This is a genomic window from Blautia luti (assembly GCF_033096465.1).
In the GTDB taxonomy this organism is placed as follows: domain Bacteria; phylum Bacillota; class Clostridia; order Lachnospirales; family Lachnospiraceae; genus Blautia_A; species Blautia_A luti.
In genome coordinates this window covers 623,218-635,692 of sequence record NZ_AP028156.1, presented here as the reverse complement: position 1 = coordinate 635,692, position 12,475 = coordinate 623,218, and the positions used below count along the sequence as shown (strand labels likewise).

General features: G+C 47.0%; 9 protein-coding genes and 1 pseudogene. All 10 read right to left on the bottom strand.

What is annotated here, in order from left to right; genetic code table 11:
- Nucleotides 1-130: 130 nt before the first annotated feature.
- Nucleotides 131-1,357 (bottom strand): serine/threonine transporter SstT, encoded by a 1,227-nt coding sequence (gene sstT, locus R8695_RS02980; protein ID WP_118510922.1) that lies wholly within the window; start codon nt 1,355-1,357, stop codon nt 131-133.
- A 99-nt stretch (nt 1,358-1,456) separates the two neighbouring features.
- On the bottom strand, nt 1,457-2,323 hold the full coding sequence (locus tag R8695_RS02975; protein ID WP_205730807.1) for a patatin-like phospholipase family protein: 867 nt from the start codon (nt 2,321-2,323) through the stop codon (nt 1,457-1,459).
- Nucleotides 2,324-2,810: 487 nt separating this feature from the next.
- Nucleotides 2,811-3,194 carry an aldo/keto reductase gene (locus tag R8695_RS02970; RefSeq protein WP_331669669.1) on the bottom strand — a complete coding sequence of 128 codons (384 nt, stop codon included), beginning with the start codon at nt 3,192-3,194 and terminating at the stop codon, nt 2,811-2,813.
- A gap of 164 nt (nt 3,195-3,358) precedes the next feature.
- A complete protein-coding gene (locus tag R8695_RS02965; RefSeq protein ID WP_118510984.1) occupies nt 3,359-4,744 on the bottom strand; it encodes a sodium-dependent transporter in 1,386 nt (461 codons plus the stop codon).
- A 283-nt stretch (nt 4,745-5,027) separates the two neighbouring features.
- Nucleotides 5,028-6,134, bottom strand: coding sequence for an RNA-guided endonuclease TnpB family protein (locus R8695_RS02960; protein WP_331669655.1), 1,107 nt, complete (start codon nt 6,132-6,134; stop codon nt 5,028-5,030).
- Nucleotides 6,135-6,692: 558 nt separating this feature from the next.
- Nucleotides 6,693-8,363, bottom strand: a pseudogene (locus tag R8695_RS02955) (recombinase family protein).
- On the bottom strand, nt 8,364-8,561 hold the full coding sequence (locus R8695_RS02950) for a hypothetical protein (RefSeq protein ID WP_009256568.1): 198 nt from the start codon (nt 8,559-8,561) through the stop codon (nt 8,364-8,366). It lies immediately after the preceding pseudogene.
- A 241-nt stretch (nt 8,562-8,802) separates the two neighbouring features.
- Nucleotides 8,803-10,140: a virulence-associated E family protein gene (locus R8695_RS02945; RefSeq protein WP_154780958.1), complete on the bottom strand. Its 1,338-nt coding sequence runs from the start codon at nt 10,138-10,140 to the stop codon at nt 8,803-8,805.
- Complete coding sequence (locus R8695_RS02940) at nt 10,109-10,753, bottom strand: CHC2 zinc finger domain-containing protein (protein WP_154780947.1); 645 nt, start codon at nt 10,751-10,753, stop codon at nt 10,109-10,111. The genes R8695_RS02945 and R8695_RS02940 overlap by 32 nt, the downstream gene beginning before the upstream one ends.
- A gap of 66 nt (nt 10,754-10,819) precedes the next feature.
- Nucleotides 10,820-12,400, bottom strand: coding sequence for a MobQ family relaxase (gene mobQ, locus R8695_RS02935; protein ID WP_154780948.1), 1,581 nt, complete (start codon nt 12,398-12,400; stop codon nt 10,820-10,822).
- Nucleotides 12,401-12,475: the final 75 nt, after the last annotated feature.

The following is a 12,475-nucleotide window of genomic DNA, read 5'->3' as shown; positions in this document are numbered from 1 at the left end:
GCGACATAATCCTCTCCACAGCAGTGCAATCCTGCCCGGAAGACTTTCTTATATCATAGGAATATTACGAAATAATTTTCTATAACATAAGAAACAGCTGCCCGAAAACAGGCAGCCGTCTGAGGATATTTTATTTGAGTTTAATTTCCTTTCCTTCCAGTCTCCACTGTCTGAACTCAGCAGATGCAGATAACAGAAGGTCTGAAGAAGAGTTTAATGCAGTCTCTACAGAGTCCTGAATTACTCCGATAATAAATCCAACAGCAACAACCTGCATGGAAATATCATCAGAAATACCAAACAGAGAACATGCCATCGGGATCAGCAGAAGTGATCCACCTGCCACACCGGAAGCTCCGCATGCAGACAATGCAGCCAGAAGGCTGAGGATGATCGCTGTAGGAATATCTACGTGGATACCAAGTGTAAATGCTGTAGCCATAGTCATAACTGTGATCGTGATAGCTGCGCCGTCCATATTAATAGTTGCACCCAGAGGAATGGTTACAGAATAAGTATCTCTATCCAGTCCCATCTCTTCACAGACTTTCATATTTACAGGAATATTCGCAGCTGAACTTCTGGTGAAGAAAGCTGTGATCGCACTTTTCTTCAGGCAGTGGAAGATCAGCGGATATGGATTCTGGCGGATACACCAGTAAACCAGAAGCGGGTTGGTCACAAAATAGATGAACAGCATACAGCCTACCAGTAAAACAAGAAGTTTTCCATATGTAGTAAAGATGTCCAGGCCATTGGTAGATACTGTATTAAATACCAAGCCAAAGATTCCTACAGGTGCCAGGTTAATGATCCATGTTACTACTGTGGAAATACCGTCTGCAACATCAGCCAGAACTTTTTTCGTCATCTTATCTGCTGCACGGAAACCAAGTCCAAGCAGAACTGCCCACATAAGGATTCCCACATAGTTGGCATTTACCAAAGAAGATACTGGGTTGGCAACTACGTTCAGCAGAAGGTTATTAAGTACCTCTGCAATTCCCTGAGGTGCTGTAGTGTCTGTTACGGCATTTGCCAGTGTCATCTCTACCGGGAAAATCATGCTGGCGAATACTGCGATCACTGCTGCCAGTACTGTACTGAACATATACAGGATAATGACCGTCTTAATAACTCCTCCATGTGATTTCCCTGCATTACATAGTGAACTTATAACCAGAAAGAATACCAGTAACGGCGCGATCGCCTTCAAGGCGCTTACAAATACATCACCCAGAATGGAGATGCCCGTAGCCTGTGGAACGGCCACACCCAGGATCGCACCCAGAATAAGGCCTACCAGAATTCGCTTCACAAGAGCGATCCCGGTCCATTTTTCCCAAAATTTCTTCATTTCTCTACTCCTTTTCCCCTTTAGTTTATTAATACAATGATACGTTACATTATAAAGGAAAATGTAGATGAATGCAATGCGTTTCGGCAAGATATCTGTTTATTTTTCCAGATATGCTTTCAGTTTCTCCATATCTGCTTTCATCACTTTTCGGCCAACATCATAAATCTTTTTCAGTTCAGCCGGATCACGTTCGATGACTTTTGCACTGATATCCCTGTCCGGGCGGATGACATGGATCCTGCCTTCCTTTTCCAGATATGCGATCTTATCCAGCATTCGGTTGTACTGAATATGGCGTTCATCCATGGTTTTTACAAGCGCCGGATAGTCGCGGAATTTCAGGCGGATCAGAGGCATCATTTTATTGTGCTCTTTTCTGTATCCCAGATGACGGGTGCAGATTACTACGTTTTTCTCGTAGCCCTGTGCGAGCATCCAGTTTACTGGGATGGAGTCTGAGATACCGCCGTCCAGATATAATTTCCCATCCAGTTTTACCGGTACGGCTGCCAGCGGAATCGATGCGGAAGCACGCATCCATTCTACATCCGCTTTGTCACCTTTGCGGCATTCATGGTATACAGGTTTGCCGTTTTCGAGATCTGTGCATACGACGGTGAACTTCATCGGTGATTTCGCGTAGGTTTCCGTGTCAAAAACATCCAGTTTCCACGGTACCTCTCCGTATGCGAAATCTCTGCTGTATACGTCACCGGTTTTGAGCCAGCATTTTAAGCCCATGTATCTTTCATCTTTGCAGAATCTGGTGTTGTAGCGCAAAGTTCGTCCGATCTGGCGGGACTTGTAGTTGCATCCGAAAACTGCACCTGCGGAAACGCCTACTGTAGAATCTGCGTAAATTCCCTGCTCCATCAGCTCATCCAGAACTCCGGCTGTGTACAGGCCGCGCATGCCACCGCCTTCGAGGACCATGCCGAATCCTTTCTTTTTGTTATTTTCCATAGCTTTTCTCACTTTCGTCTTTTTCTTAATGTCTTAATATAGTTTCCTGTCCCTGTCCACCATTTATTACTTTTGGCAATTGAGACAGAGGGCTTACTTAACTTGGATCAAGCGGATATTCGCAATCCGCTTCGCTACTTGCTCATAACCGAATAACTGCTCCGCAGTTTATCAGAAGGAGTTTGCACTCCTCCTGATACAAGCAAGTCCCCACTCACTGCTTATTGCTTTTCGTAATTGAAGCAGGGGACTTACTTGATTCGGTTAAATATTTATCTTTGACAGTCAATTGTAACTCTTATTGATTTCATTTGAGAGTCAAATTATTTAGAAATATTTTAACACCTTGACGAAAAATGTCAAACATGTATTCACCAACTGCCCCATCCCCCTATTTTAAAAGCCCCCTGAAATTCGTCCAAGAGGCTTCATACAACTCATAATTATATGTTATTTTCCAAGAAGTTCTGTAGCAACTTTCTCCAGCTCATCTCTGATCTTGATGTGCTTTGTTCAGGGTTTCCTGCTCTTTCTCTGTCAGACCGTTGAAGTCTTTCATATAAGAAAGATTGTCCTGCATCTGCTCTACATTGCTCATACCGGACAGAACTGTAATCACGCCTTCCAGGTTTGCAGTGAAGCGAACTGCCCAGGATGCTGCGGAAGATTCCGGCTCTGCTCCCTTCAGAATCTCTTCTACGCTCTTTGGAGGAGTTGCAAGCATTCCACCTTTTACAGGCTCCATAATTACAACCGGTTTGCCGTGCTTACGTGCTACTTCATAACACCCTCTGGACTGAATTGCCGGGTTTTCCCAGTCTGCATAATTAATCTGAAGCTGTACGAATTCCATTTCCGGATGTGTATTCAGGATGACTGTAACTTTTTCTTATTATTCTAGCATAACTCAATACAGCTCCCCCAAAAATGTCATTTCACGAATTGTTTCACTGTACTTCATAAACTGTAAAAGAAAAGCCTCTGGCAGGACTTTTTCAGTCCCACAAGAGGCATTTGATATTTCTAAAATATTCTTTACATACTGATAATTCCCAGCACGTTCGCAATAGAGCTCAACAGGATAATGATCAGACAAATTGAAGCAAAGTATTTAATAAATACTCTGTACAGTTTCTTTCTGCGGAATGGAGAAGACTGTTCGATTTCCTTTGTCATTCCATCAATTCCAACCACTTTGAGCACAAGAATACAAGTCGCAAGTGCTGCCAATGGCATCATTACTGAGTTTGTCATAAAATCAAAGAAATCAAGGAAGTTCATTCCGAAGATACGGATGAAATCCAGAAGTCCATATCCCATGGAAGATGCTGTTCCGAATGCAAACATGATCACAACCATCAAACCGCAGCATTTCTTACGGCTCCAGTGAAGCTCGTCCATAAATGTGGAAACACTGGTTTCCATCAGGGAAACAGCGCTGGTCAGGGCTGCAAGTAATACAAGCACAAAGAATACGCTTCCTGTTGCAGTACCAAATCCCATGCTTGCGAATACTTTTGGCAGCGTAATAAACATCAGGGACGGACCTGCCTGAAGTGTCTCAGGATTTCCACCGGAAAATGCAAATACTGCCGGAATAATCATCAGACCTGCAAGGATTGCGATGCCTGTATCGAAGATCTCAACCTGGGTTGTGGATCTCTCGATATCCATGTCTTTATGCACATAAGAGCCATAGGTATACAGGATTCCCATTGCGATAGACAGAGAATAGAACATCTGTCCCATCGCTGCTACGACTGTCATCCAGGAGAAATTCTTCACATTCGGAATCAGAAAATATTTTACACCCTCGATTGCACCCGGACGGGTAACAGAATAAATGGTAACCACGATCGCCAGAACAACCAGAACCGGCATCATAATCTTTGACATTCGCTCTACACCGTTCTGTACGCCGCCGAGAATAATGATAAATACAAGTGCCGCAAACACCAGAAACCAGAGTTCTACCTGCCAGGAATCTGCGATAAAGCTTCCAAAGTATCCATCTTCCGCTACTGCCTGAACATTACCTTTGAAATATTCTACAAGGTACTTAATTACCCAGCCACCAATGGTGCTGTAATAAGGCACGATCAACATTGGAATGACTGCATTCAGCCATCCGCCGATTTTAAACGGCTTCGTTTCCCCAAAATGTGCAAATGCACCTACCGGACTCTTTCTGGTCATTCGTCCCAGTGCTGTCTCTGACATGATCAGTACATAACCAAATGATGCCGTCAATAGAATGTAGATCAGCAGGAAAATACCCCCGCCATACTTCGCCGCAAGATACGGAAATCTCCAGATATTTCCCAGTCCTACTGCTGATCCCGCTACCGCCAGTACATAACCAATCCTGCCTGAAAAGCTCCCCCTGTTATGGTTACGTGTGGAATTGTTTTCTTTTTTCATTGTACACCTCACTCCGTTACAAAAACCTCCCATAGGATTTCTCCCATGGGAGGTCTGCAGATTTTTTACTGATTCTATAGTATCAAAAAGATAGGGGAATGTCAAAGATTAATATCTCGGTTCTGCCTCTCATTCTTCATGTGACATGCTCTCGCCACTTAAATCTTACAGATTTTGAAGTGGGAGCTTCCTGCTCAATTGCCCTTCAGGGCAAAGCTAAAACAGGCTATCCTCGCGTGTCCCGCGGTTCTTTTTTATCCGGTTACGGATCTTTTCTGTGCTATTATGCACATTTTTTATATATTCTTTTTCCTTCTTTCAGAATATTGACCGCCGCATTCACATCCCGGTCCATCCGGTTTCCACATTCGCATAGGTATATCCGTTCTGATAATGCCAGCTCTTTCTTCTTATTTCCGCATACGCTGCATATCTTACTGGATGCAAAATATCTGTCTACTTTTATCAGATATTTTCCACGTTCTTCCAGCTTATATCTAAGCATGGAAAGGAACTGACCGTATCCGTTATCCTGTATCCCTTTTCCGAAATGCAGGCCTCCGGCTATCCCCTTCAGGTTCAGATCCTCCACACATACTGCGTCATAGTCTTCTGCAAGGCTGTGGCTGAGCTTATGCTGGAAATCCTTCCTCTGGTTCTTTATCTTTTCGTGATATAAAGCAACCTTTTTCTTCTGTTTCTGATAGTTACGGCTGCCCTTTTCACATCTGGAAAGTTTTCTCTGTTCCCGGGCAAGTTTTTTCTCTGCATTTCGGTAAAACATAGGATATCCGGCTCTTTCACCGGTAGAAAATACACACATCCCATGCATGGCAAAATCCATCCCCAGGAATTTTTCCGCCTGTCTTTTCTCCGCTGTTTGGTTTTCACAGTCGAACAGCAGGCTGGCAAAATATTTTCCGGACGGTTCCCTGCTCACAGTCACTGATTTCAGCTTCCATCCCTCCGGGATCATACGGTGGAGTTTTATTTTTACCAGCTGCATCTTTGGCAGTTTCAGGAACCTGTCCTGCAGACAGATATTCCCATTTACCATATTCGTTGTATAGGATTTCCGCGAATGTTTTTTTGATTTATAATGCGGAAATCCCACTCCCGGTTCCCGGAAAAATTTCCGGAAAGCCCCTTCCAGATTTAACTGTACATTCGCCAGCGCAAGAGAATCTACCTCTTTCAGCCATGGATATTCTTTTTTATATCCGACCGGCGTATTTTTCAGCATCTTTTTTTCTTCCTGATAATGACGGATCTTATCCGCAAGCATCCGGTTATAGAGAAAACGACTGCAGCCGATCGTCTTCTCTATCTGGGTTATCTGTTTTTTATTTGGATAGATCCTTATTTTTACTGCCCGGTTTATCTTTCTCACCCTGACTCTCTATATACTGATGGATTGTTTCAACAGGTGCTATATTTCAAAGATTTCTTTTGTTCTCTCTGACATCTTATCGTCCAGCATCTTTCTGCCATATTTCATAACCAGAATCAAACAAAAACACTGAATGAGAATTATTATCTAAACTCATTATGTACACTCACTTATTGCTTATTTCGACCGTCCAAATTTCAAGTTCCAAATTTCAAGAGCATATTGTTCTTTTTTCTATTATAATATATTTATTGTGTCAGAACAAGTGTTTTTGTGATTTTTTATAAATTTGAGCAGACATGCTCGAATGTGCAATTCATCCCATCACCTATAGAGGTTAGGGAATTCTTGCTACGGTTGTTAAATAAAATCCCAGCCCAAAATCTTTTCTCTTTGCACATTTGGCAAGATCTGCTCTTTTGTGCCGATCAGTGCCACGCCGCCGCCAGCCATCAGCTGTTTTATCCCCAATTAGGTGTAAAACTCTGCTCGATGGCGGGCGGCGGCGTACAAAAAATCTATATGGTGTTTTTAAGAGAACCGTCCCGGCGGGACAGGTCAGGCAGTGACCTGTTCCACCTCTGGGATGGGTTTGAGATTAAAATGAATTTCGATAGAAATGTGTCTTGTTTTATCTTCGTCAATGCGCTCATGCACGACGATTTCTTTGATTAAGCGGTTGAGGGTGGCTGCGTCCAGCTCTGTGATATTGGCGTATTCCTGAATGGCTTCCACCCATTGTTTTGCGTCATTGGCAAGCTGGACTTCATCGGACAGCCGCTTTCTGCCCTCGGACACTTTTGCTTTAAGCTCCGCTTGCTCGGTCTGTGTCTTTTCCAGCATGGTGTTGAAATTCTGTTCACTGATACGCCCTGCAATCATATCCTCATAAAGCCGCATTACCATTTTGTCCAGAACCTCAATCCGTTCCTCGTCCCTTGTGAGGGAGCGTTCCATTGCTTCCCGCTGTTCCCGCTGCTCGGCTTCACAGGTATTGGTCAAGCGGTCGGCAACCGCTTCCCCGTCCATCAGGGCGGCTCTGGCACATTCCCGGATTTTCCGCAGCACATGGCTGTAAAGGGTGTCATAATCAATCCGGTGCTGGGTGCAGTGGTTCTTTCCAAAGGCATTGTAGGTTTTGCAGGAGTAAATCTGCTGGGGATGTTTTGCGTTTGTGTAGCGTATCGTCAGTGACTTCCCACACTCACCGCATTTTATCAGTCCGGCAAACAGGCTGATTTCATTGGTCTGCCCCGGACGCTGGCGGGATTTCAGCTTGTTCTGCACAATGTCAAAGCTCATGCGGTCAATCAGCGGTTCATGCTGTCCCTCCACCACAATCCAGTCCTCCGGCTTCTTTTCCCCAATCGTGCCGATTTTGAAACGGTAGTCCTTTTTCTGGGAAGCAATCGCCCCGGTGTAGACGGGATTCATCAAAAGGTCTTTGATAACGGAGAAGTCCCACATATACCGCCCGTTTTCCGGGTCTTTCTTTTCCCATTTGGTGCGGGTATTGCGAAGCCCCCGTTCCCGGTTCTACCATGTGGGGCAGGGGATTTTTTCTTCCTCCAGCCGTCTGCGGATATAGTTCGGACCATGACCGTTTAGGGCATATCCGAAAATCAGCCGCACAATCGGGGCGGTTTCCTCGTCAATGAGCAGATGGTTTTTGTCCTCCGGGTCTTTCCGATACCCGAACGGGGCAAGACACCCGGTAAACTGTCCTTTCTGCGCTTTCAGAAGATAAGAGGAATGGACTTTCTTGGAAATATCCTTGCTGTACATCTCGTTCAGGATATTCTTGAACGGGGCAATATCGTTGTTATCCCGCAGGGTGTCGATACCGTCATTCATGGCGATATAGCGGACACCATTTCTTGGGAAAAAGTCCTCAATCAAATGCCCGGTTTGCAGATAGTTACGCCCCAGTCGGCTGAGGTCTTTCGTGATGACAAGGTTGATTTGCCTGCGCTCAATGGCTCTCAACATTCTCTGTAAATCAGGACGCTCCATATTAAGACCTGTGAAGCCATCGTCCTGATAGACTGCCACAACCTCCCATCCCTGCTTTTCGCAGTATTTTTCCAGCATATCACGCTGGTTTGCGATACTGGCACTTTCGCCTTGCAGGTCATCGTCCTTTGACAGTCTGCAATAGACCGCTGCACGATAGCCCCCGGCAAGTGCCGAACCGATTGTTCTGTATTCCATTTCGTTCATCATAGCCATTTACCCACACAATCCAGACGGTATCTGGCTCTTTTGAACCTCATCTTCATTATACTTCATATCTTTCTTTTTAGCAAGATATTCTTTTGTATTCGTCTTGCTGTATTTCTGGGAAATCAGGCTGACGAACACATCGGTGGCGTCCAGCTCCCCGTCAAATACAGTAGTCACATGAATTTCTGTTTTGTTTTTTGCCATAGGCAGTTATCCTCCATACATGAAAATAGCCAGACAGAGGGTGTCGGCAACGAAGTCCGGCAACGGGCTTCAAAAGACCTTGCAAACAATCTCAATCTGGCGATGGTTACTATTTATACTTTTCTTTTATTTTTCTGTTGTTTTGGTTGTCATAGGGGAGAAAAGCCGATAGTTTCGGGATTTTCCCCGGCAACCGGCTCGGCAACGGGATAGCAACAGGGGGTGCAACGGGCTGCCATTTTCAGAACGGAAGCTCCATCTGTTCTGTGACCTCCACAAAACCGTCCATCGTTTTTTCAGACGGGTTGCCGGAGTCCGTTGCCGGGTTTTCACGCTCCCAGCCCTTTTGTCTGCCGTATTCGGAAAACATTCTTGGATTCGGAAAGTACCGCCAGCGGTCAATGCATTGGTTCATAATCTCATTGATTTCCCGTATTTCCCATTGCTTCGGCTCGTCAAAGGCATGGTTCAAAGCTTCCTTGTAGAGCTGCTTGGAGCAGACCATGCTCCCGGTGTACTTATCAAGATACGCCTGTATCATCCCGGCTTTGGTGTCCTCCGGCATAAAATCCCGCTGGTGTTCTTTGAGATACCGCTGCATGGCAGGGCTGAAAGCCAGCTTGAACCTGCCGCTTCTGTAAATTTCCATCGCTTCTGCCCACATCTGCTCGATATAGGCTCTGGAAGCGGCTTCGTCCTCCAAAATGTGAACCTCGGCTTGCTCCGGGTACACCATGACGGGGATAAAGCGGCGGTTGCCGGAACGGTCAAGGGGCAGGAAGTCAAGGGCATTGGAAGTGCCGCCAAACACGCACTGACGGGGGCGGTCTGCTGGGTGGGTTTCATAGGGTATCTTGTAAACCTCTTTCTGTCGGCTTAAAAATGACTTGATTTCCTCAATGCTCTTGGCGTTGGCGGTTGCCATCATTTCCGACATTTCGATAATCCAGTGACCTTGCAGCTTGCGGTACACATTGTCATCGTCCAGCTTCCGCAAATCATCGGAGAACCACTCGTCCCGGACTGCCAGCAGACGGAAGAAGGTGGACTTGCCAGCCCCCTGACCGCCTACCAGACAGAGCATGATTTCAAATTTGCATCCCGGCTGAAAGGCTCGTGAGATTGCACCCAGCAGGAACAGCTTCAACGCTTCATAGGTGTAATCGTCTGCGTCAGCCCCCAGAAAGTGCCGCAGACAGAAGCGGATTCGTTCTGTCCCGTCCCACACCAGGGTATTGAGATAGTCCCGGATGGGGTGGTACTTGTTTTCATTCGCCACAATCCCGATGGCATTATCAATCTTTTTCTCATTGGTAAGCCCATAGGTTTCTTCCAGATAGAGAAGCAGATACTTCATGTCCGTATCGTTCAGGGCGGTGCTTTCCCTGTGGAAGCCGATGGGCTTTATGATGTCCTTGCGGTCGGTCAGGATGTTGTATGCGATAGCCCCGGAAAGCAGCGGGTCACGCTGGAATACGGTCAGGCAGTTCCGTATGCTCTGACGGACACCGCCTTTCTCGGTAGTTTCCAGCCCCGCCTTGATTTCCTCAAGGCTCTGGGGCGGCTGCATGGCGTTCATGGTGTTTTTTAGTTCTTGCTGCGTTTGCGGCGGCAAGCTCTGCCATTCGTTGTTCAAGCTGTATCACATCCTTTCCGTAGTCCGTAATCAAAGCCGCTTTTTCCTCTGTCTCCCCAAAGAGCAGCACATCCAGCAGATATTCCACTTGGTCTTGCTTCTGTAAGGCTTCCACAAACCGTGGATGAAAGGCTTCCTCCGGGGAGTGCGGGGCATAATCCTTTCTCCATGCCCGAAGCAAGTGAAGATAATCGGCAAGAATACGGAAGCAGCGGTTTTTTGCTTCCTGAAACTGTTCCTCCGGGGATTTCTGCCGGGGCTTGGGCTTTTTTGCTTTTCCCGGCGGTTTCCAGTCCTCATAGGAAAGCCCGAAGTCCTGTGCCAGCTGTACGGCGGCTTCTTTCTTTCCCAGCCCATACAGGGCGGCGGCAAAATCAATCACATCCCCATCCGCACCGCAGCCGAAGCAGTGGTAACGCCGATCCAGCTTCATGCTTGGGGTTTTATCATGATGGAACGGGCAGCAAGCCATCCCGTTCCGCCCTACATGGATTCCATAATGCTCCGCAGCCTGTCTGGTTGTGACGGACTGCTTCACAGCTTCAAATACATTCAAATCTATCCCTCCTTGAAAAAAGAAAAAAACACCTGACATTCTCTGATTGAAAATGGCAAGTGCCTGTTAAAGTTCCATATCCTGTCGTCTGTGTTTCGCCTGTGCCGGGGCGGTTCTTTGTGCTTTTTTCTCGTCTGCCTTATCCTGCAAGACTTCCTTGATGGGCTGCTTCTTGGGCGGCTCTTTGCTTTCCTCTGTGCCGGGTGTGGCTTTCCGTACCCAGTAGCGAATGTCCCGCAGCTTCTTCAAATCCTCCTGTACCTCGGTCAGCGGTATTTTCAGGGCTGCAATTTCTTCCAGAAGCGTTTCCTGCTCCTCTTGCAGCTCCTTTTGGGTACTGTCCTTATCGTCCGGGTGCTTGGCAAGGTAGGCGGCGGCTTTCGCATACCGGGCAACCTCCGGGTGTTCCTGTTTGAATTTCTCCTTTGTTTTCTTAAAAAATATCTTCTGGTACTTCTCATAGACAGGCTTACATTCCTTGCAGTCTGTCCGGCTGGCAAGAATCCCGTCAATCACTTTGCTGCGGGCTTCCTTTGGCTTCATCTGATTGCGGTAATCTGCGGCTGATTTCCCGGAAGATTCCAGAAATGCTTCTAAGTCCTCCACAGTGGAAAGCCCCTTTTGCCGGAGATAGGACAGGGCTTCGCTGACTGCCTTTAAGTCCTGTGAAGTCCCCCGGTTCTGTCCAGCCCTTGTCCAGTCCTTCCGTTCTTCCTTTCGTATCTCCATATACTTCATCAGCAGATTGGGAAGAAGTGTCGCTTCCTCCGCCGCTTTTTGTGCAAGCAACTCCTTCCGTTTTTCTCCCAGCTCGGCAATCCAGCCTTTGAGGTTGTGGATAAGCTGCCGGATGGACTTCATCAGGCGGTTGGCGGCTCTGATTTCCCGGTTCAGGTTTCCGATATTCGTCTGGATACCACGCTTTTCCATCTGCCGGACAGCCGCTCCCTCATGGACAGTGGGGACTATATCAAACCCCTGTCTGGCATAGGAACGCAAGTCCACACGCTCCGGGCGGTCATTGGCTTCCAGATAGCGGTTCTGGATGACCTCCCATTCATGCCGCCAGATTTCACAATATTTCTGGTCGTTCCAGTCCACCGTATCCTCCTTGTGGCTTTTCCACCTGCCAGATGGCAGCTTTATCCGTTCCCCATTCTCGTCAAGGTCATAAACCTTGCGGCTCTTGGGAAGCCATTTCCCATGTTCGTCCATTGCCCTCATAGTCAGCAGGACATGGGCGTGGGGATTGTGTCCCGGCGGATGGGGGTCATGGATGGCAAAGTCAGCAATCATGCCTTTGGAAACAAACTGCTTCTGGCAAAACTCCCGGACAAGGACAGCATACTGGTCGGGCGGTATCTCTCTGGGGATGGTAAGCACCCACCGCCTTGCAAGCTGGGAGTTCCATTGTTTTTCCACCGCTTCGGCGGCGTTCCACAAAGTATTGCGGTCTGCATATTCCTGTGGGGCATTAGGTGGGAGCAGGATTTCATTGTGGACGATACCACGCTTTTCCGGGTAGTGCTTCACTTGCTGGTCATATTCACAGAACAGTTTTTCGCCACTCTGGTAAGCAGCGGCGGCAACCGCAGACTGCCGCTGGCTGCGCTGAACAATCGTGATTTCGTTGTGTGGACAGGGCATTTCGTGTCCCTCCTTTCGCTAATTGGTGGACGGGGTGGCGTTTTACCACCTCATTTTGGGCAGAAAAAAGCAGGA

Bases quoted from the DNA above. Each gene is read 5' to 3' on its own strand.
- sstT (WP_118510922.1), bottom strand. From the start codon at position 1,357: ATGAAGAAATTTTGGGAAAAATGGACCGGGATCGCTCTTGTGAAGCGA.
- R8695_RS02975 (WP_205730807.1), bottom strand. From the start codon at position 2,323: ATGGAAAATAACAAAAAGAAAGGATTCGGCATGGTCCTCGAAGGCGGT.
- R8695_RS02965 (WP_118510984.1), bottom strand. From the start codon at position 4,744: ATGAAAAAAGAAAACAATTCCACACGTAACCATAACAGGGGGAGCTTT.
- R8695_RS02950 (WP_009256568.1), bottom strand. From the start codon at position 8,561: ATGGCAAAAAACAAAACAGAAATTCATGTGACTACTGTATTTGACGGG.
- R8695_RS02945 (WP_154780958.1), bottom strand. From the start codon at position 10,140: ATGAACGCCATGCAGCCGCCCCAGAGCCTTGAGGAAATCAAGGCGGGG.
- mobQ (WP_154780948.1), bottom strand. From the start codon at position 12,400: ATGCCCTGTCCACACAACGAAATCACGATTGTTCAGCGCAGCCAGCGG.